Source organism: Enterococcus canintestini, from assembly GCF_001885735.1.
GTDB classification, from domain to species: Bacteria; Bacillota; Bacilli; order Lactobacillales; family Enterococcaceae; genus Enterococcus_C; species Enterococcus_C canintestini.
This window is the reverse complement of record NZ_JXKG01000030.1, coordinates 1-21,580: the sequence shown is the minus strand read 5'-3', so window position 1 is coordinate 21,580 and position 21,580 is coordinate 1. Positions and strand designations below refer to the sequence as shown.

General features: G+C 37.1%; 18 protein-coding genes, 1 riboswitch and 1 other annotated feature. Of the genes, 7 read left to right on the top strand and 11 right to left on the bottom strand.

What is annotated here, in order from left to right:
* Positions 1 to 68: 68 nt before the first annotated feature.
* Complete coding sequence (locus RU96_RS11920) at positions 69 to 788, bottom strand: pseudouridine synthase (protein ID WP_071865712.1); 720 nt, start codon at positions 786 to 788, stop codon at positions 69 to 71.
* Positions 789 to 952: 164 nt separating this feature from the next.
* Between RU96_RS11920 and RU96_RS11915 the strand changes: the two genes are divergently transcribed.
* Positions 953 to 1,378 carry an 8-oxo-dGTP diphosphatase gene (locus RU96_RS11915; RefSeq protein WP_071865711.1) on the top strand — a complete coding sequence of 142 codons (426 nt, stop codon included), beginning with the start codon at positions 953 to 955 and terminating at the stop codon, positions 1,376 to 1,378.
* A gap of 102 nt (positions 1,379 to 1,480) precedes the next feature.
* Here RU96_RS11915 and RU96_RS11910 read toward each other — a convergent pair whose 3' ends face one another.
* The 4 genes from RU96_RS11910 to RU96_RS11895 all read right to left on the bottom strand — a co-directional run bounded on the left by RU96_RS11910 (position 1,481) and on the right by RU96_RS11895 (position 5,285).
* Complete coding sequence (locus RU96_RS11910; RefSeq protein WP_071865710.1) at positions 1,481 to 2,212, bottom strand: hypothetical protein; 732 nt, start codon at positions 2,210 to 2,212, stop codon at positions 1,481 to 1,483.
* A 1-nt stretch (position 2,213) separates the two neighbouring features.
* Positions 2,214 to 3,068, bottom strand: coding sequence for an ATP-binding cassette domain-containing protein (locus RU96_RS11905; RefSeq protein WP_071865709.1), 855 nt, complete (start codon positions 3,066 to 3,068; stop codon positions 2,214 to 2,216).
* Positions 3,065 to 3,433 (bottom strand): GntR family transcriptional regulator, encoded by a 369-nt coding sequence (locus RU96_RS11900; RefSeq protein WP_071865708.1) that lies wholly within the window; start codon positions 3,431 to 3,433, stop codon positions 3,065 to 3,067. Before RU96_RS11900 ends, RU96_RS11905 begins: the two co-directional genes overlap by 4 nt.
* A gap of 211 nt (positions 3,434 to 3,644) precedes the next feature.
* On the bottom strand, positions 3,645 to 5,285 hold the full coding sequence (locus RU96_RS11895) for a putative polysaccharide biosynthesis protein (RefSeq protein WP_071865707.1): 1,641 nt from the start codon (positions 5,283 to 5,285) through the stop codon (positions 3,645 to 3,647).
* 210 nt (positions 5,286 to 5,495) lie between these two features.
* On the opposite strand from RU96_RS11895, the gene RU96_RS11890 reads away from it, so the two are divergent.
* The 3 genes from RU96_RS11890 (at position 5,496) to RU96_RS11880 (ending at position 8,309) form a co-directional block, all read left to right on the top strand.
* Positions 5,496 to 7,007 (top strand): UDP-N-acetylmuramoyl-L-alanyl-D-glutamate--L-lysine ligase, encoded by a 1,512-nt coding sequence (locus RU96_RS11890; RefSeq protein ID WP_071865706.1) that lies wholly within the window; start codon positions 5,496 to 5,498, stop codon positions 7,005 to 7,007.
* A 182-nt stretch (positions 7,008 to 7,189) separates the two neighbouring features.
* Positions 7,190 to 8,050: a sialate O-acetylesterase gene (locus RU96_RS11885; RefSeq protein ID WP_071865705.1), complete on the top strand. Its 861-nt coding sequence runs from the start codon at positions 7,190 to 7,192 to the stop codon at positions 8,048 to 8,050.
* A 19-nt stretch (positions 8,051 to 8,069) separates the two neighbouring features.
* On the top strand, positions 8,070 to 8,309 hold the full coding sequence (locus RU96_RS11880; RefSeq protein WP_071865704.1) for a hypothetical protein: 240 nt from the start codon (positions 8,070 to 8,072) through the stop codon (positions 8,307 to 8,309).
* An 83-nt stretch (positions 8,310 to 8,392) separates the two neighbouring features.
* Here the strand turns inward: RU96_RS11880 and RU96_RS11875 are convergent, their stop codons facing one another.
* The 3 genes from RU96_RS11875 to RU96_RS11865 form a co-directional block, all read right to left on the bottom strand.
* On the bottom strand, positions 8,393 to 9,925 hold the full coding sequence (locus RU96_RS11875) for a WD40/YVTN/BNR-like repeat-containing protein (protein ID WP_071865703.1): 1,533 nt from the start codon (positions 9,923 to 9,925) through the stop codon (positions 8,393 to 8,395).
* Positions 9,926 to 10,244: 319 nt separating this feature from the next.
* Entirely contained in the window at positions 10,245 to 12,656 is a 2,412-nt protein-coding gene (gene leuS / locus RU96_RS11870; protein WP_071865702.1) for a leucine--tRNA ligase, read from the bottom strand.
* Between the two features lie 73 nt (positions 12,657 to 12,729).
* Positions 12,730 to 12,939, bottom strand: a binding site (T-box leader).
* Between the two features lie 47 nt (positions 12,940 to 12,986).
* Entirely contained in the window at positions 12,987 to 14,828 is a 1,842-nt protein-coding gene (locus RU96_RS11865; RefSeq protein ID WP_071865701.1) for a muramidase family protein, read from the bottom strand.
* A gap of 412 nt (positions 14,829 to 15,240) precedes the next feature.
* Here RU96_RS11865 and RU96_RS11860 point away from each other — a divergent pair, with 412 nt between their 5' ends.
* Genes RU96_RS11860 through mnmM form a run of 3 tightly spaced genes read left to right on the top strand, consistent with a single transcriptional unit; the run spans position 15,241 to position 17,424 of the window.
* On the top strand, positions 15,241 to 15,891 hold the full coding sequence (locus tag RU96_RS11860; protein WP_071865700.1) for a phosphatase PAP2 family protein: 651 nt from the start codon (positions 15,241 to 15,243) through the stop codon (positions 15,889 to 15,891).
* Positions 15,892 to 15,905: 14 nt separating this feature from the next.
* A complete protein-coding gene (mnmL, locus tag RU96_RS11855) occupies positions 15,906 to 16,871 on the top strand; it encodes a tRNA modification radical SAM protein MnmL/YtqA (protein ID WP_071865699.1) in 966 nt (321 codons plus the stop codon).
* A complete protein-coding gene (gene mnmM, locus RU96_RS11850; RefSeq protein ID WP_071865698.1) occupies positions 16,864 to 17,424 on the top strand; it encodes a tRNA 5-(aminomethyl)-2-thiouridylate-methyltransferase MnmM in 561 nt (186 codons plus the stop codon). Before mnmL ends, mnmM begins: the two co-directional genes overlap by 8 nt.
* A 273-nt stretch (positions 17,425 to 17,697) precedes the next feature.
* Here mnmM and RU96_RS11845 read toward each other — a convergent pair whose 3' ends face one another.
* The 3 genes from RU96_RS11845 to metK form a co-directional block, all read right to left on the bottom strand.
* The gene (locus RU96_RS11845) at positions 17,698 to 18,468 is read right to left on the bottom strand and encodes an alpha/beta hydrolase (protein ID WP_071865697.1); all 771 of its coding nucleotides are present in this window, start codon (positions 18,466 to 18,468) and stop codon (positions 17,698 to 17,700) included.
* A gap of 20 nt (positions 18,469 to 18,488) precedes the next feature.
* The gene (locus tag RU96_RS11840) at positions 18,489 to 19,952 is read right to left on the bottom strand and encodes an MDR family MFS transporter (RefSeq protein ID WP_071865696.1); all 1,464 of its coding nucleotides are present in this window, start codon (positions 19,950 to 19,952) and stop codon (positions 18,489 to 18,491) included.
* A gap of 150 nt (positions 19,953 to 20,102) precedes the next feature.
* Positions 20,103 to 21,293, bottom strand: a complete 1,191-nt coding sequence (gene metK / locus RU96_RS11835; protein WP_071865695.1) for a methionine adenosyltransferase — start codon at positions 21,291 to 21,293, stop codon at positions 20,103 to 20,105.
* Positions 21,291 to 21,367, bottom strand: a riboswitch (SMK box riboswitch). It overlaps the preceding gene by 3 nt.
* Positions 21,368 to 21,580: the final 213 nt, after the last annotated feature.

Below are 21,580 nucleotides of genomic sequence, written 5' to 3'. Positions count from 1 at the left end.
GTCTAAAGACAATAAAATAAAAAAAGTGCTGTATTTGTCGACAGCACTTCCATTTAGTAGTTTATTTTTTAACTTTTACTTAAGGCAATAATTTCTTTTTCTGTCAGTGGACGATAAGTGCCCAATTTTAAAGCAGGATCTAACCAAACTGCCCCAATACGATCACGTCTTAAATAAGTTACCTTTTTACCAACAGCTTGCACCATCCGCTTGACTTGGTGAAATTTCCCTTCAGAAATCACTAAAGAAATTTCAGAAGTTTTGTTTACTTCATCTACTTTTAAAATTTGCAATTTCCCTGGTAATGCCTTCTCCCCCTGATCTAATGTTAATCCTTTTGCAAAAGCGATCACATCTTCTTTGGTCATTACACCAGCAACTTCAGCAAAATATTCTTTTTCAACATGCTTTTTAGGGGATAAAAGTTCATGAGCTAACTCACCATCGTTACTTAACAACACAAAACCTTCCGTATCCTTATCTAACCGCCCAACTGGAAAAAGATCTGGTCTAAAATCAGCCGGTTGCAATAAATCAATCACTGTTTTTTGTTGTTTATCTGTTGTGGCAGAAATCACGCCAGCTGGCTTATTTAACATATAATAAAAATATTTTTGATATAAAATTTTCACTCCTTGGTACAAAATCGTATCTTCACCAGGGTTCACCTGAAACTTGTCTTGTTTAATTATGGCACCATTAACCTGTACCAAACCTTTTTTAATATACCCTTTTACTTCTTTGCGGCTACCAATCTGCATATCCGCTAAATATTTATCTAAACGCATAGTCTCCTCCACTTATCTTTTTAAGTCTTATTTTTACTTCAATCACCTTTCCCCAAAAAAGTAACTTAGCTTTAAAGAGGAATCCTCCTTAAAAATAGCATCTTCGTATTTTCTTTATTCACAAGTTGTCAAAACTATTATACAGTAAAAGTCGAGGTGAGAAGATGACAAGAAGTTTTCCAGTCCAATTAACGTGTATGTGTCTGATTCGTAATCAGCGTAATGAAGTTTTAATCCAAGATCGCCAGAAAAAAGATTGGCCCGGCTGGACATTTCCCGGTGGCCATGTCGAAGCGACAGAATCCATGACTGAAGCTGTCATAAGAGAAATTAAAGAAGAGACAGGTCTCATCATCGTGCCAAAACTAATGGGAATTGCAGAATGGCTAAATAAATCAGATGGTAGTCGTGAATTGTGCGGTATTTTTTCGTCCCAAGTTACAACTGAGCCCACAGTGATGACAGAAGGAAGATTGTTTTGGCTACCCGAAAAAGAACTTTCTCAGGTAAAGTTAGCGGGTACTTTATCAGATTTATTACCGGTATTTTATGGTGAAAAAACGCAATATTTTCAAGATAATCGCTTTTAAAAAGGCTGTGGCAGAAGCGACCAGCTTCAAAAAAATACGGAATTCCCGAAAATTGTTTTTCAAATTTTTGGGGAATTCCGTCTTATTTCCAAAAAAGCTACCTTACGCATTCAATCGTTTTACTTCTTGGCGTCGATTTAAAGCATAAACTACTGCCAACAAAATTAAACTAAGACTAAAAATAAAAATTATAAATTGCCAAATTTTAAAGCCATTTGCGCTCAAACCGATTAGTTTTTTAACAAAATTAATAACCGCTAGTGCACGAGCAGCCGGCAATAGTTGAAATAAAACGGCACCTAAAATTACAATACCTAAAGACACAGCCCCAATTGCTAAACGGAAATAGCCGTCAAAACGGGTTAGAACAGCACCAAACACTAGACCTAAAACACTCGCTAAAAATAGAAATACCCCTAATAAAAATTGCGTTGGTAAAAATTCATTTTGTGTTAACCTAGAAATAAGTGGGTAGACCAAATGAAAATTGGGTAATAAGCGACCGTCAAATAACCAAAATAGCAATCGTAAGACAATACTCATGCCAACAGCCAAAATTAAACTAGTAATTAGATTAGCCAAGAAAATATGAATGCGAGCTGTCCCACATTGAATAAGCAACTTGAAATCCTGCCCGACGCTAGTAACCGATAAAAGCATCATATAAATCATAGAAGGAATCATCAAATCGACTTGTACTTTTGTAATACCGTCTGATAACAGTAAAGGAATTAAGGGGAAAATTACCGCAAACAAAAGGAAAAAACCTAAATAAATCAACATTGAACGCCATTGAACCGATAATTTGTATTGAATCGCTGCTTTTAATTTCATCTTAAGCCACATCCTTTTTGGTTAATTGAACAAAATATGTTTGTAAATTTAAAGGTGCTACCGTTACATCTAATGGTAAATTCTTAGGTATCTCACCTTCAACGTAGACACTTGTCATACCACCCAACTCTTCTTGACCAATAACACGTAGCCCTTTAATAACAGCTGCAATAGCCTCTTTTGGACCTTTAAGCACTTTACCTGCTAATTGAATATCTTCTGTAGTAGCTTTTCTTAACACTTTGCCACCATCTAAAATAATAACTTCTTCTAATAAGTTAGCTACCTCTTCAATCAAATGTGTTGAAATCACAAACGTCCGCGGACGTTTGGCGTAGGCTGTTAATAAATAATGATAAAATAAGTCCCGATAATTTGCATCTAGACCTAAGACAGGTTCATCTAAAAAGATATAGTCTGCTGGCACACAAAGCGCCATAATCAGCTTGGCAATACTTCTATAACCAGTGGATAATTTCCGTAAGCTTACATTTTGATTTAGTTCAAAAGCGACTGTCATTTCTTGTGCCAAATCCCAATCAAAACTCCCGTAAAAAGCTGCTGTAAGTTGAAAACATTTTTTTACTTTTAAATTACCAGGATACAAGTTATCTTCAGACATTAAATAAATTTTATTTAATGCTCCTTCATTATCGGTAATAGCGGTTCCGTTTAATGTGACTGTACCTTCACTTTGAAAGCTACGGTTGGCAACTATATTTAGTAACGTGCTTTTACCAGCACCATTACGACCTAATAATCCATAAATTTTTTCTGGTTCAATTTTCCAACTGATTTGATCTAATGCTTTTTTTTCTTTATATGTCTTACTAACTTGATTTATTACTAAACTCATGCCTCATACCCTCTTTCAATCAGTTCTTTTAACTGCTCAGCTGTAATGCCTAATTTTTTTGCTTCTGCCACAATTTGTCCAACTTCATTTGTCAAAAAAAGTTCGCGACGATATTCTTTTACTTTCTGTTGGGCACCACTTAACACAAACATGCCAATTCCTCTTTTCTTTTCAATCAATTCCCGTTCAACCAAAACATTCATCCCTTTTAAAACTGTCGCAGGATTAATTGCAAAACTTTTTGAAATTTCCGTTGTAGAAGGAATTTGTTCTCCTTCTTTAAAGGAACCATTTAAAATACCTTCTTCAATTTGTTCGGCAATTTGTTGGAATAAGGGTGTTGTGCCGGAATAGTCAAATTCCATTCCTTTCACCTCTACTTTACCTCAACTTAACTAGTTAGTTACTTGTGTAACTAACTATATATCCATTGTTTATAAAAGTCAATAAAAAAATAACCCCCCTGAAAAGACGGGTTAAAAATTAGTAAAAAATATCCTCTCCAGTAAAAACGCTCCTTAAAGCCATTGGCTATTAAGAAACTTTTTGACTGGGAAAGGATATTTTCATTATTTATTACATATGCAGGCGCCGGCGAATTTTTTCGGCAGTTGCACCTAAGAGTTTATCAGCTAGTCGAACGCGTAACACCATAAAAATATAACTAGCTCCACCCACTGCGGCTACGCCTAAAATCATCACAAACGATTGTAGTTTACTGTCAGGACTTAAGACTAAGCCCATTAATTGGCGCATAATAAAAGCAATTACCGTCATCACAAGGGTCATAATAAAAATGAGCACTGTCCGGCGGAATGTCAAAATCCGGTTAAAACGAGAAATTTTATGTAGCTTATATAGATTTAAACCACATGTCACACCAAAACCAATCATTGTGGCTAATAGTGGCCCGTAGACTTCAAAAACCATAATCAAAGGAATCTGTACAATTATTTTGATTAAAAGACCAATCAGAAAATAGCCAATGGCCGATAAATTTTCATACATCCCTTGTAACATATTAGAAGTCATCATATATAAGCCAAGAAAAAGGCCGGAGACACTCGCTTCAATTAAAACACTGGCCCCTAAATGACTTGGCGCATAAAATAAAGTGTTTAAAGGATAAGCTAAAACAATCATCCCAAATGTGGCCGGAAACATAACAAAAGCAAATAATTGTAAATTATTACTGATTAATTTGGCTAGTCCTTTATGATCCCCTCTTGTTTTGGCTTCTGTGATTAACGGCAAGCCGGCTAATGCCATCGAAGTCGCTAGACCGATAACAACCATCGTTAATTTATCAGGATTGGCACTAAAAATAGAGAATAAAGAAGTTAGCTGATTTTGAGAATAAGCGGTAAAAGAGCCCATCACCCGTACAAAAGTAACTTGGTCAACTAATTTGAAAATAGTAATCCCAGAACCAATAATAATAAACGGAATCGCTTCTTTAACTGTTTCAATTAGTAAATCTTTGGCATCTAAATTTACATTATTGGCACTGTGTTCAATTAGATAGTCCATACGTACTTTATCTTTTCTCAAGTAATAGACTAGGACTAAAATACTGATAATAGCCCCGATAAAAGCAGCAAAGGTTGATTGCGTTACGGCGGTAGTATATTCACCTTTGGCAACTTTCATAATGATAAAGGTCGCTAGTAGCATATAAAATACCCGTGCCACTTGTTCTAGCACTTGCGAAATTGCAAAAGGTTTCATTTCATTTTGGCCTTGGAAATAGCCGCGAATGACACTCATACATGGAATCACTAAAATTGCTACACTCAAAGAGCGAATGGTTGGAATTAATTCTTTGCCACCACCGGAAATACCCGCCAGCCAAGGAGACAAAAAGTACATTATAGCGGCCGCAACAACACCAAAAACAGCCATCACTTGTAAGGCGCGATGCAATAATTTTCGACTCGTCGCATATTCATTTAAAGAATTATAGTAAGCCGTTTGTTTTCCAATTGCAGCGGGAATCCCGGCAGTGGAAAGCATCATAAACAAGGCATAAAAATTATACCCCATGTTAAATAAAGCATTAGCTTGATTGGCATGTTCGCCCATCCAATAGTACCAAGGCATAATGTAGATGGCGCCTAAAAGCCGCGAACCGATATTACCAATCGTTAACCACGTGGAACCTTTAGCCATTTTTTCTTCAGTGGATAGTTCCGTTTGTGCCACGAATTTTTCACTCATTTATTTTCTCTACTTTCTATTGGTTTCAAGACATATGTTCTATTTTACTTACAAAAGCAACCATGAGCAATCTTTTTTGCTGATTTTTAATGGTTTTACAACACCTCAGAAAATCTCGTCATAATAGTTCCTTTTTTTCCTGAAGTTTGGTACCCACTTTATTTAATGCTATAATACAACCGAAGAAAAATGTAAAGTGAGGCTTGAGCCATGACATTAACATTAGAAAAAGTCAGTGAAATTTTACTGCAAAATGACTTATTAAAAGAAATGATTACGCCAACTGGTTGGCATTTAACAAGTAAAAATTTACCTAAAAAAGAATTTAAGACTGTAACCTACGATTCCCGTAAAGCAGATAATAATAGCTTGTTTTTTTGTAAGGGTCTAAATTTTAAAGTGGAATATTTAATAAGTGCACTTGAAAATGGCTTAGAGGTTTATGTTGCCGAAGAACCTTTTGAAGTCAATGCTCAGTGTGCCATTATTGTTACGGATATCAAAAAAGCAATGGCGCTTTTAGGGATGGCCTTTTATGGCTACCCACAAAAAGAATTGCAGCTTGTTGCTTTTACAGGTACAAAAGGTAAAACAACTGCCGCCTATTTCACCCACGCATTACTAGCAAAAGCTACTGGAAATAAGACAGCTTTATTGTCGACAATGAATACCTCATTAGATGGTAAAACTTATTTTAAATCCCATTTAACCACGCCGGAATCTTTAGATTTATATCAAATGATGCGGCAAGCTGTCACAAATGGCATGACACATTTGGTGATGGAAGTTTCTTCCCAAGCATATAAAACAGAGCGTGTTTTTGGTTTAACTTTTGATGTGGGTGTCTTTTTAAATATTTCACCAGATCACATTAGTCCGATTGAACATCCGACTTTTGATGACTATTTTTATTGCAAACGCCAATTGTTGCGCCATTCAAAAAAAATGATTTTAAATGCCGGCAGTGACTATTTTGAGCTGTTAAAAGAAAACTGTGAACTGTGGCAAACACCGTACCTTTCTTACGGGCGTAAAAATGCCGATTACTTAGTGACTAGTGGCAAAAATAAACACTTTACTGTTGTAAGTGCAAAAGATGAATTGCAAATTTCAGATGAATACAGTATTCAATTAGCAGGTGATTTCAACCAAGAAAATGCGACTGCAGCCCTTTTAGCCGCAGCAACTGTAGGCGCAAATGTCAAAGAGGCAAAAGACGCTTTAGCGAGTGCTCGTGTTCCTGGGCGGATGGATCATCTACTAAATACAAATGGCGCTAGTGTTTATGTTGATTACGCCCATAATTATTTAAGTTTAAAAACCTTACTGGAATTTGCCCAAGGAGAACACCCAACTGGACGTGTCATCGTGGTTTTAGGTAGTACCGGCGGCAAAGCAATTTCACGTCGTGCCGACTTTGGTAAAGCATTGTCAGAACATGCAAACATCGTCTTTTTAACTGCTGATGATCCGGCGTTTGAAGATCCGAAAAAAATTGCAGAAGAAATCAATGCTCATATCACGAATGCGCAATTAGAAGTCCACTTTGAAATGGATCGCGTCAAAGCAATAGCTGCTGCCCTACAAGTAAGCCAACCAGAGGATGCCGTTGTAATCGCAGGCAAAGGGGTAGATGAATATCAAAAAATCAATGGCGAAGATACACCTTATGAAGGGGACTACTTTATCGCCAAACGTTTGATTGCAGAAGGTAACGAATAACAAAATTCATTATTTGCAGTGACTTTCTTTCAATCGGCAAAAAACTTATTCAAAGGATCGTAACTTGCGACTCCTTTGAATAAGTTTTTTATTTTACCACAAATGATGCTTTAAACTTTGTCAGCGCTTTTAATCTGCGGTACCATTTAGGTAGTAATTCACATAAATTAGGAGTGATTTTCTTGCAAAATTTAACTGTGCACCGCCCTACTGCTCTTACCGAGTTTCGAGGCTTATTAGAAAACGAAAGAGTAGCCTTAAAAGCCCAGTACCCTCAACCTTTAGAACCTGATGAAGATGGCGTCGATTTAATTCTTTTTGCCGGTCAAAGTAATATGGCAGGTCGTGGTACAGCTCATTTAGCTCCTTACGTTAAAGAAGGCTACGAATTTCGCGCTGTAAGTCAGCCCACTAAACTTTTTCATTTACAAGAACCCTTTGGCAAAACTGAAGATAATGCTACTGGTATTAATGATGAAAATAAAAAGACTGGCTCACTAGTTAGTAGCCTCGTCAACGCTTATTACGATTGTACTCGGCGCATGGTAGTCGGTGTTTCAGCATCAAAAGGCGGCAGTAGCATTCTAGAATGGCAACCAGGTACTGCTTATTGTACGGATATTTTAGAACGTTTAAATCGAGCTGAAAACTTTTTAAGCGCACAAAATATTCCCATTAAAAATCGTTTTTTGATTTGGTGCCAAGGAGAAACCGATGGCGATCACGGCATGAGCAGTCATGAATATAAAATGCATTTTACTGCACTGCAAGATGTCTTGTCTAAAGCTGGGATCACGCAAACTTTTCTCATTCAAATTGGCAATAAGAAGGATGAACCTGAAAAATTTCAGCAAATTATTCATGCCCAAAGAGAATTGGCCCAAGCAAAGCAAGTCGTTTTGATTGCCAATGCCTTTGAATGGATGTCAGAGTTAGACTTAATGAAAGACAGTTATCACTACACTCAAACTGGTTATAATTTATGTGGCGATCAAGCGGGCCTAAATTTAGCAGCATATGTTTTAAATTCACAAATGCTTTAAATCTAAATGAGGTGAAAAAATGAAAATTGACGAATGCAAATCAAAAATTGTGCATTGGGATAAAAATTTTGGTCTTTTAATTCCTGAAAAAATGTTAAAAGCAGCTGGTTTTTCCCTTGATGATGACCTTTTAGTAACTTTAGAACAAGATACAACAGGTAAAACCCGTCTGATTGTCACCGCACCTGATGAAGCGATTATTCATTTACCCATCAAAGAAAATCAGCACTATCAGCGCAGTTCAGATGGCAAATATTAACAAAAAAAGCAAAACACGACTGCATTTTTATCGTGCATTTTTCCCTCGTGTTTTGCTTTTGATTTTAGACTAAAAATTAGCGCTTAATCTGCAGAGGTGACTTCTGAAAGTTGGCGTACAAAAGCCCATGTTTGGCCGCCATCATAAGAACGATACAAACAAGCGTACATATGGCCATCTTTTTTGGTGAGATAAAACTTTGCTTCTAAAGTAGTACTATTAGGCTGCGTGACTTCATTAGGTGACTGAAAAAGATCTAGGCCTCCTAACAGATAATCCTCTGGTACATTGACAAGTGCTTCATGGTAAGAACGTCCCCCATTTTGAGTATAGAAGATTCCCTCTCTGGTACTAATAAAACCTATTGAAGCATCGATAAAACTAATATTTTGAATAGGGGCATTAATCGTAGTATTCCCCACCGGATACCAATCTTGACCATGATTTTGGGTGGCAAATAAACAGACCTGCTCACTGCCTGACATTGCTGTCGTTTGTGAAATTGCTGCAATCCCCGTTCCATTTTCAAAAAATTGTACTTTACGATAACGCAAATTCCGCACTTTTTCTCCGACTTGGCTTTTTTGCCACGTTACCCCATTGTCACTTGAAAAAAGCAAGTATAAGTCTAAATAGTCGCCAGAACCCGTGGTGTAAAGATAAAAAGAAAAATCTTTTCCTACTTGATATGTGTAATCCATCCAATAACCAAAAGGAATTTCTCCACTTGTTAACGTATAACTGCCGCCTCTTAGCCACTCCGCTTTTAAAGGGACAAATTGCCAATGTTGACCCCGATCTGTCGTTTGAAACAACTCATGCGTATTTGCTACATAAAGTTCATTTTCTTTTTGCGCAACTTTATTCGGCGTAGCGCCTTGTTGTTTTAATAATCCTGATGCAGTGATTTTGACTTCTTCTGACACATGAGCTACAGCAGTCGAAGTATTTTCTTTTGTTTCCGTTTTTGTAAAAAGATAAAGAAAACTTCCTAGCAACAAACAAAAAAGACCAATAAAAATTGCTACTTTCCCTGCCCCTTTGTGTTTACCTGTCTGCACGTTAGGTAACTTGTGGAAATCAATTTTAGTAGTCCTAAGAAAAATGAATCCCCGTGTGACACCCAAATCCAATTTCTCTACGCCAATCATTAACTTATCGCCGTTAATACGCTCGGTTAAGACCAAGCAATCTTTTTTAGCTAGTCTTACTTCTTTTTGCTTACGTTTAACAAAATAGTGTTCTTCATCTTCCACTACTTTAGAAAAACCAGAAAACTTCTGCAAAATTCGGGCTAACCAACCTTGGAAATTTCTTTTCAGAAAAAACAGATGCATAAGTACAAAGACACACTGAATAAGACAAAGTGTAATGATGATACCACCAAAAATCAGGGCAAAATAATGTAGGCCAACGATTTTCTGGGCAGCAGAAGTTGTCTGAACCCTCGCCATCAAATAACGATAAACTAAAGTATTCAGTCCTAAAAAAAAGCCAGCACTAAATAAGGAGAGACTAATACTCAAGCGTAAACGTTGTCGATAGATTGGCAAAAAAACGGCTGTAATGATCTTTTTACCACTTAATAAATCAATCATTAATAGTTCTTTATCCATTTTCCACTCCTCTAAAATTTTCTTTATTATGCAAGAAAATAACAGAAAATAATAGTAGTTTAATGAAAACATAAAAAAAAAGACTGATTCCTTCAAGCTTCCAAGCAATAACTTAGATCCACTATGTTGTACTACCAATTTTGGTATTTACTGCCAGTAAAATGATTTAATATTTTTTTGCTAGCCATATTAAATTAGACAAAAAAACTCCTTTTGAGGCAAAGTGCGCTGAGTGGCTACTTCCCCCAAAAAGAGTTTTTATTTTTCTAAAATCACATGGGATACCAAAAAAGCACTTTATTTTTTTGTGAATGAATGCTTAATTAGCAACAATGTTAACCAATTTATTTGGTACTGCGATTACTTTACGAACTGTTTTACCGGCAAGATGTTCTTGAATGGTCGTATCTGCTAGCGCAATTTTTTCTAGTTCGTCTTTTGCAATATCGCGTGCTACTTGCGCTTTACTGCGTACTTTACCGTTAACTTGGAACACCACTTCAATTTCATCTTCCACTAATTGTGCTTCATCATAAGTTGGCCAAGGAACATAAGAAATTCCATCTTCATTTCCTAAAACTGCCCATAATTCTTCACCAATATGTGGCGCAATTGGTGCTAGTAATTGGACAAATCCTTCAATGTATTCATAAGGTAGGGCGTCGGCTTTATAAGCTTCATTAATGAAAACCATTAATTGCGAAATCGCCGTGTTGAAATGCATATTTTCGTAATCATCGGTAACTTTTTTAACGGTTTGATGGTAAACTTTCGTTAATTTTCCATCGTTAATCGTCGTGATCCGATCGCGCATTTTGCCATCTTCATCTACGATTAAACGCCATACCCGTTCTAAGAATTTGCGACTGCCTTCTAGACCATTTTCACTCCAAGCAATTGATGCGTCCAAAGGTCCCATAAACATTTCATACATCCGCAATGTATCAGCACCGTATTTTTCTACGACATCATCTGGATTAACCACGTTACCGCGAGATTTCGACATTTTTTCATTGTTTTCGCCCAAAATCATCCCTTGGTTAAATAATTTTTGATACGGTTCTTTAGTTGGAACAACACCGATATCATATAAGAATTTGTGCCAAAAACGCGCATATAACAAGTGTAAGACTGCGTGTTCTGCTCCTCCGATATAAATGTCCACTGGTAACCAGCGTTCTAACTTATCATAATCAGCTAAAGCTGTTTTATTGTGCGGATCGATATAACGTAAATGATACCAAGAACTCCCGGCCCATTGTGGCATTGTATTGGTTTCACGACGTCCTTTTTTGCCAGTTTTTTCATCGACAACATTAATCCACTCTTCAATATTAGCTAAAGGAGATTCACCAGTACCACTTGGTTTAATGTTTTTTGTCACAGGCAAACGCAACGGTAACTCTTCTACTGGCACAGTTGTCGTCGTGCCATCTTCCCAGTGAATAATTGGAATTGGTTCACCCCAATAACGTTGACGGGAGAATAACCAGTCACGTAGACGGTAGCTGACTTCTTTTTTCCCTACACCGTTTTCTTCTAGCCAAGCATTCATTTTTTCAATAGCTTCTTCTTTATTTAAACCATCTAAAAAGTCAGAGTTGATATGTTTACCATCCCCAGTAAAGGCTTCTTTTGTGACGTCACCACCGGCTAAAACAGGAACGATAGCCAAATCAAATGTTTTGGCAAATTCATAGTCACGTTCATCGTGAGCAGGAACGGCCATAATCGCCCCGGTTCCATAACTTGAAAGTACATAATCGGCAATCCAAATCGGGATTTCTTTACCGTTAACAGGATTGATTGCATAAGCTCCCGTGAAGACACCTGTTTTTTCTTTTGCTAAGTCTGTCCGAGCTAATTCGGATTTTTTCGCTGCTTGCGCAATATAAGCTGCCACAGCTTCTTTTTGTTCTGGGGTAGTAATTCTTTCCACTAAATCAAGTTCAGGTGCTAAAACAGCATACGTTGCTCCAAACAAAGTATCAGGTCTAGTGGTAAAAACAGTGAAGTCTTCTGTTGTATTGGCTACTTTAAAAGTAACATTTGCCCCCACCGAACGACCAATCCAATTGCGTTGCATTTCTTTGATGCTTTCTGGCCAGTCAACTAAATCAAGATCATCTAATAAGCGATCAGCATAAGCAGTAATTTTTAGCATCCATTGACGCATTGGTCGTCTCACCACATCGTAACCACCGCGCTCACTCTTGCCATCAATCACTTCTTCATTGGAAATAACCGTACCTAATTCAGGTACCCAGTTAACCGCAACTTCAGCTTCATAAGCCAAGCCTTTTTCATATAATTTAGTAAAAATCCATTGTGTCCATTTATAATACTCGGGATCAGTCGTGTTGATTTCACGATTCCAATCATAACTAAAGCCTAATGAATTAATTTGACGTTTAAACGTTTCAATATTTTTTTTAGTAAATTCCGCTGGGTCGTTGCCTGTATCTAAAGCATATTGTTCTGCTGGTAAACCAAAAGCATCCCACCCCATTGGATGTAACACGCTGTAACCTTGCGCCCGCTTCATCCGTGATAAAATATCGGTTGCGGTATAACCTTCTGGGTGCCCAACATGTAAACCTTGTCCAGAGGGGTAAGGAAACATATCTAAGGCATAAAACTTCGGTTGATCTGTTTTGTCGTGGGTATTAAACGTATTGTGTTTTGCCCAATACTTTTGCCATTTTTTTTCAATTTGCTTATGATCGTACACTGCAAAATCCTCCTAAAAGTTAATTGACTGTTATTCAGCCAGATAAAAAAAGTCCTATAAAAAGCTATGCTTTTTATAGGACGTAATCTACGTGGTACCACCTAATTTTACTCACCAAAAAAGATGAGCCTCAAACGTTGTAACGATCGTCACCGTAACAGCCTACTGTCTACTTCAGCTATTAACGCTAAAAGGCGAGTTCAAAAGGGTGCGTACACATTTCCACCAACCATGTGCTCTCTACAACGCGCTACTTTTTACTATTCCTTCTCACAGCGTAATTTTCTACTTGTTAGCTATACTAACAAAGAATATGGCAAAATTCAAATATTATTTTACTTTCAAGGTTTGACCAGGATAAATGAAATTGTTTTGAATTTTATTTAATTGAATTAATTTATCCATGGTGATACCAAATTTATTGGCAATGCCCCAAACAGAGTCACCACTTTGAACTTTATATGTCTTGCTACTTGAACTAGCAGTATTTTGTACGGAGTTAGTTTGGGTAGTACTACCTTTTTTGACAATAACTTTTTGACCGGGATAAATAAAATCATTTTTAATATTGTTCCATTGGCGGAACTGATCCATTGAAATTTTATACTTATTCGATACAGACCAAACCGATTCCCCACTTTGAATGGTGTAGTATTGGTTTTGACCACTAGTAGTTGTCGGTTTACTTGTATTCGTATTACTTTGACTAGTCGTATTACTTTGACTAGTCGTATTACTTTGGGCTGGTTTATTCGCAGTTGAACTTGTACTTGCACTTCCATTGCGGACGACTAAACGTTGCCCTGGATAAATAAAGTTATTTTTAATGCCATTCCAGCTAATTAAAGAATTCATGCTAATGCCATATTTGTTTGAAATGCCCCAAACAGAATCACCACTTTTAACCGTGTAATATGTTTTAGCTGTTGTGTTAGTAGTCGTATTCCCACTTGGTTTATTCGTATTTTGGGCTGGCTTACTTGAATTGGAATTGGTGTTGTTGTTAGTAGAACTTGACGCTCCTTTTTTCACGATGAGACGTTGGCCTGGATAGATAAAATTATTTTTAATATTATTCCAACTTACCAGACTGCTCATACTAATACCATATTTATTAGAAATCCCCCAAACAGAATCGCCACTTTTAACGGTGTAATATTGAGTGGTACTGCTTGATGTGTTGCCACTTGGCTTATTCGTGTTTTGAGAAGAGTTACTTGAATTAGAATTCGAGTTGGTGTTAGTAGAACTTGACGTCCCTTTTTTAACGATAAGACGTTGACCTGGATAAATAAAATTATTTTTAATATTATTCCAGCTAATTAAATCGTTCATACTAATGCCATATTTGTTTGAGATGCCCCAAACAGAGTCACCACTTTTGACCGTGTAATATTGGCTAGTACTTGCTGAACCACTAGAACTATTATTTGATGAATTCGTACCACCATTTGAGCTTCCAGTTGAAGCACCGCCACCGGCATTGCCACTAGCTGGTGTATCATAACGGGTTAAACCATATGTTTCAATAACATTATTTAAAACTGAAGCGTAATTTGGTGCAGTCGCATAACGACCAGTCAGCCAAGCCGTAGCATCGCGATATGATTTGGTATTGCTTTTCCATGCACCACGATAGTAGTATTGGCCGCCGATGTAAACATTGCGAAGTGTCGCAGCATTATCAGCAAAAGATTCCTTATAGGAAGGATAATCACGGAAAGGTTCTTTCATTGTTACCCATTTGCCATTTAAATATTCTAATGTATTCATATAAACAGTTTGACCATTATAACTGCCTTTTATCCCAAATAAGTTATAGTAAGGTGCTCGTGATAAGCTACTTGTACCCCAACCACTTTCCACAATCGCTTGGGCAATCATGACAGAAGCGTATAAATCGTTAGCTGCTGCCACCGGTTGTGCGTGGGCCGCCAATTCTGTGATAAGAGCTGTTGAATTACTACGCGTAGCAGTTTGGCTTAAATCTTGTGATACTTGTGCTTGATTAGTATTGGCTGCCTCTGCTGTTACGGGTTTTGCTAAAGGCGCGACGATAGAGCAAGCGGTCAATGTCGTTCCAACGATCGCTGCATTCTTTTTAGCATCACGATAAAACTTGATTTGTTTTTCTTCTTTCCGTCGTACTTTACGAGAAACAAGTTGGGCCAAGTTGCTCGCCTCCTTTTTAAACTTTTCTTAATAATAAGTATACAAGGTATTATTTTTTATTAAAAGATTAAAATGGTTATTTCTACAATTTGTTAAACTACTGTAACATTATCTTTATTTCGTTATTTTTATTACACCTATTATTTATATATTCAAGACTTTTCTGCCTTAATACCAAAGAATAATCGTTATTAAAAAACCTTTTAAATGTTGCAAAACGATTACAGCAATTCGTTTTCGTAAAAAATTTTTAGATTATTTAATAAAAATGTGAAAAACTGGTTTTTTTGCAATTTTTTAATATCTTCTTAATAACTATGAAATTTCAGCAGCAGCAATAAAAGAATGAAATCTCATGCTATAATAATCCCATTGTGACGAAATTATTTGCAAGAATCGTAAAGGAGAATTTATGAAACATAAACTTTATTACCAGTTTGCTGGTAGTTGTTCACTATTACTTTTTGTTTTTTTAGGTTATGTCGTCAAGTTTTATCGTCAATGGCTACATGGATTCGATAATTTTGTAACGAATATCATTCGTGCCCCTTATCCTAATTGGAATAATTTTTTTATCTGGATTACAAAATTTGCCAATCCGGTGACGGTCGTCATCTTAGCAGCAGCCTTTTTATTCCTCTTATATCGAGGGAAATACTATGCTGAAGCGTTGTGGCTATTTATAAATGTAGCGCTGGTTTCTGGTTTAGTTAACCCGTTAATTAAATTAGTTTTCCAAAGGCCGCGCCCAACTCTTTTGCATTTAGTAAATGAACATAGCTATAGTTTTCCAAGTGGTCATGCTTGTGCCAGTATGATTTTATATGGGACGTTAATTTTTATTTTGCCAGGGCTCATTCAAAACAAAAACCTCCGCCTTGCTTTACAAGTTGGATTAGGAATTTTAATCGTCTTAATCGGGGCAAGTCGAATTTATGTAGGTGTGCATTTTCCTACAGATATTCTTGGTGGTTACAGTTTGGCATTAGGATGGTTATTTTTAACTTATCCGTACTTTAGTGAAAAACGCTTTGTCTGGCGTTTTAAAAATCAACAGAAATAACGAGGTGGCAAGAAATGACTTTTTTATATAGTGACGACGCCAATAAACGTTACCATTCTTGGAATTATGCTTTACGTCAGCAGTTTGGCGGTAAAATTTTTAAAGTGCCAGTAGATGGTGGCTTTGATTGTCCTAATCGCGATGGCACTGTCGCTCGTGGCGGTTGTACTTTTTGTAGTGTTTCTGGGTCTGGTGATATGATTGTCGCTCCAGAAGATCCATTACCCGTCCAATTTCATAAAGAAATTGATATGATGCATCAAAAATGGCCTCAGGTCGATCAATACATCGTTTATTTTCAAAACTTTACCAATACTCATGCACCTTTAGCCGTGATTAAAGAACGATTTGAACAAGTCGTAAATTTACCTGGTGTGGTAGGTTTATCAGTTGGAACCAGACCTGATTGCTTACCAGAAGATGTCGTGGACTATTTAGCTGAATTAAATGAACGTCTCTATTTGTGGGTGGAACTAGGTCTACAAACGACTTACGAAAAAACCAGTAAAATTATTAACCGTGCTCATGATTACCCAACCTATGTGGATGCGGTTGCCCGCTTACGTAAGCATAATATCCGCGTTTGTACACATTTAATAAATGGTTTACCAGAGGAAACACCAGAAATGATGGTAGAAAATGTGCGGCGGACCTTATTAGATAGTGATATTCAAGGGATTAAATTGCATTTGTTGCATTTAATGCGTAATACCCGTATGCTACGAGATTATCACGAAGGACGTCTACAATTGATGAGCCGCAAGAGTTATGTCAATGTCATTTGTGATCAATTGGAGTTAATTCCACCAGAAATCATCATTCATCGCTTAACTGGTGATGCTCCTTGGGATTCTTTAATTGGTCCTATGTGGAGTTTAAAAAAATGGGAAGTTTTAAATGCGATTGATGATGAAATGAAGCGGCGTGATACTTACCAAGGCAGTAAAAATGTCCTGTTGGAGGCGGGAATTCATGCTTAAAACAGCCATGCGCTATAGTCACGAACTTTTAAGTGAAGTCGTGGTAACAGGAGATCATGTCGTAGACGCCACGATGGGAAATGGGTATGATACACTTTTTTTAGCTCAATTAGTGGGAGAAAATGGTAAAGTAGATGCTTTTGATATTCAAGAGGCTGCCCTTTTGGCAACCAAAGAAAAACTTGCTCTTTTTCCTGAAAAAAAGGCAGTACACTTACATTTAGACGGTCATGAAAATGTGGCAGAGTACTTGCAGGAAGAAAAAATCAAGGCAGCTATTTTTAATCTCGGTTATCTACCCAAAAGTGATAAACAAGTGATTACACTACCACAGACAACCAAAAAAGCACTTGATGCTCTTTTAGCTCATTTATTACCAAAAGGACGAATTGTGGTGGTCTGTTACTATGGTCATAGTGGCGGTCAAGCCGAATTAGATGCCATCAAAACTTATTGCCAACAATTACCTCAAAAGCAATACAATGTTTTAGCTTATCAATTTATCAATCAAAAAAATCAACCGCCTGTTTTATTTTGTATTGAAGCCAAGTAATGAAATGCTAGCAAGCTAACCAATGAGTAGCAAATTTTAGCGCTTTGACCAATAGAAAAAAGCCCTTTTATATTTTCCCGTAGGAAAAGTAAAAGGGCTTTTTTTAATTCCAATTGATATAAAAAGAGGATTTCATGATACTCCACTTGGTTGCAACGAAGAAATTTTCAAGTACACTAAGCTGTTTATTTAGCGCTACCACAATTCCGCTCTCTTCTATAAATGCGCCTCTATCAGCTTTTTCCACTAAAAATTAGTTGCATTTTCACTTTACTAAATTTCGACTGGTAACCATGATAAAACACGTTGAATCCACTGATCCCAAAAATCCCAAGTATGCGCTCCTGGTCCTTCTTCATACGTCACATTAAAGCCGGCAGCTTGAGCTTTTTTTACAAAGTAGCGATTACTATCATATAAAAAGTCTTCCGTACCGCAACAGACAAAAATTGCAGGAGCAGTTTCGGGTGCAATTTTTGTTAACAGATGAATTGGATCATTGTCAGATCCTTTCATCTTTTCTATTGGACCAAAAACACCTTCCCAATATTGTTGGCTACCAGATTGCAATAAGATTTCTGGATCACTGGCTAAAGCTAAAGCCCCTGAAAGACTTGCAACAGCTGCGAACTTATCAGGACAGCGCAGTCCCAGTTTTATTGCCCCGTATCCTCCCATTGAAAGGCCGGCTGCAAATGTCTTTTCCCGTTTTGTTGTCAATTGGGGAAATAACTCATGTAAAATTGCAGGTAATTCTTCAGCGATGAAAGTCCAGTAATTCATGCCATAGCAAGTATCCGTATAAAAGCCTAGTTCTGTAGTTGGCATCACCACTGCAATCTCACTTTCTCGCACATAACGCTCAATACTACTTCGGCGCATCCAGGCAGTTTCATTGCCGCCCATTCCATGTAAAAGATACAAAACCGGCACATCATCTTTTTTATCACGAATCAAACGATTGCTACTTTGAGGTAAGATTAAATTTAATCCTACATCCAAATTCAAAACACTAGAATAAATATTTGCTTGGATAAATGCCATCCTTGCCACCTCCACTTTTTCTATATTGTATCAGACTTTTTCAAAAGTAGGGTTAAAACAAAAGCTACAATAATTAATGCCGCACCAGCTAAATACACACCATGAAGACTAGTAAAAAGCACAGTTCGCAATGTTTCGCGTAAGTCAGGTGCCAATAACTTGGCAGTTTGAGGATTTACTAACTGATTCATCAAATCATTTTTATTGTGAGCTGTAATATTTTGCAATTTTTCAGCTGTAATACTATTTAATAAAATACCAAAAACAGAAACCATGATTGTTTGGCCAATTGTCCGTGCTAACGTATTAAAAGAAGTTGCAACTCCCATCTGTTCAGCAGGTACACTGCTTTGCGCGCTTACCGTACACGTAACTGTTACTGCACCTAAGCCAACCCCTAAAATCGTTGCAATTCCAAAAAACCACAGCCAATTAGTATGTTGAGGCACTAAAACTAGCCACAGCGCTCCAAATAATGTAATCAAAATTCCCCGCAATAAGACACGTTTAATTGTTATAGTCGCCATCCAGCGACCAGCTAAAAAGGAACCTACTAACCATAATAATGACAAAGGCGCTAAAACAAGTCCCCCGATACCAGCAGAAAGTCCCAATACACCTTGCATCCACATTGGAATATAAACGTCTACTCCAATTAAAAATCCACTGGCTAGGGCTGCGACAAGATTTACCACTACAAATAATGGTTGGGTGAACAACTGTAACGAAATGACCGGATCTGCGGCTTTCTTTTCAGCATAAATAAACACGAGTCCTGCTAGTAGTGCTAATAAAGTTAAAAAAAGCACTTTTCCAGATAATCCTTCATCCCCTAAAAATTGAAAAGCTAATAAAAGGGCTAATAAAAGTCCCATCAAAGAAAAGCTGCCAAAAATATCCATTTTTTTGGCCTGTCTTGTTGTTTTTTCTTCAACCAAATAAAACCAAATTAAAAAAATCAAAATAATACCAATTGGAACATTAATAAAAAAAATCCAATGCCAACCAATAGTATCGACAATCACGCCACCAGCCAACGGTCCCACTACAGAAGCAATCCCCCAAGCAGTACTATTTAAACCTAGTACTTTGGCGCGTTTTTCTTTCTCGTATAAATCTCCGATAATCGTTAAAGCGACCGGCATCATCGCCCCTGCACCCATTCCCTGAATGGCTCGTGAGATAATTAAAGTCATCATCGTATTTGATAAACCACAAAGCGCAGAACCGATAATAAAAAGAATTGTACCAACAATAAAAATTGGTTTTCGACCAATTTTATCAGCTAACTTACCATAAATTGGCGTTAACATTGCATTCGTTAATAAATAAATAGAAAAGACCCAGTTCATAATTTCAATTCCATGCAATGATCCAACAATCGTTGGCATAGCCGTTGTCACAATCGTACCTTCCACTGCGGTCATAAAAGTTGCCACAAAAACCGCTACCGTAACTAATGTAACATTTGTCTGTTTTTTCATTTTTAACCTCCTTAATGGGCAGCTTATGCTCAAATTTTGATAGTAAATTATTAAGAATAAACTTCCTCAATACGCTATCTTACATATAAAAAATTTTAAAAACCGCTATTACCTGAGTAATAGCGGCAAAAATTAATAAATTGATACAAATTAGGCATTCACACTCGCTAATAATGCATCTACTTTATCTGTATGTTCCCAAGGTAAATCAACATCGGTACGACCAAAATGACCATAAGCTGCCGTTTGTCGATAAATCGGACGACGTAGATCTAACATTTCAATAATTCCGGCTGGACGTAAATCAAAGTTTTCCCGAATCGCCTCAATCAATTTATCGTCGCTAACAGTACCAGTACCGAAAGTATTAATTGAAATAGAAACTGGTTGGGCAACACCAATGGCATAAGCTAATTGTACTTCGACTTTACTAGCTAGTTTAGCAGCCACAATGTTTTTAGCAATATAGCGTGCTGCATAACTGGCAGAACGGTCAACCTTTGTCGCGTCTTTACCTGAAAAAGCACCGCCACCGTGACGCGCGTAACCACCGTAAGTGTCAACAATAATCTTACGTCCAGTCAGGCCAGCATCACCTTGAGGACCACCAATTACAAAACGACCAGTTGGATTAATGAAGTACTTAGTATCTTCATCTAATAATTCACTGGGAATAACTGGCTCAATAACTTGTTTAATCACATCGCCACGAATCGTAGCATTATCGACTACATCATCGTGTTGTGTACTAATTACAACAGTATCAATTCGTTTTGCTTTACCAGCTTCATCATACTCTACTGTTACTTGTGATTTAGCATCTGGTCTTAAATACGTAAGCTCACCATTTTTACGCAATTCTGCCAAACGACGAACTAACTTATGACTCAAAGAAATAGGTAAAGGCATTAATTCTGGTGTTTCATCACAGGCAAAACCAAACATCAAACCTTGATCTCCGGCACCAATTTCATCGATTACCGCATCTTTATTATCACGACTCTCCAAAGCAGCGTCTACACCTTGAGCAATATCTGGTGACTGTTCATCAATAGCCACTAAAACCGCTACTGTATCCCCATCAAATCCAAATTTAGCTCGTGTATAACCAATATCTTTAATCGTATTTCGCACGATTTTTTGAATATCTACATAAGCTGATGTTGAAATTTCACCAAATACTAAAACTAAACCAGTTGTCACTGAAGTTTCACATGCCACGCGGGCAGTTGGATCCTTCGTTAAAATTGCATCCAAAATCGCATCACTAATTTGATCAGCAACCTTATCTGGATGCCCTTCAGAAACAGATTCTGAAGTAAATAAATGTCTTTCTGTCATGATGATTCCCCCTAATAATATTCGGTTACAAGGCATCTTCGCAGTGCGAATCCTCTCGGGAACTTGCAACGTTTGTAGTATAGCAGATTTGCTCAGATAAAGCTCGCTTATTTTATTATAATTCTTATAAATCTTTGCATAAAAATTTGTAAAAAAAAACAAATGGCTCCTCACCATTTGAATACATAAAAAAATCTATCAGTAAAACTGCGCAAAATCGTTTTTTGTCATGGCTAATGTAATTATAACACTAGATACCAATAGTTTTGGTTCTATAATATTTTGTG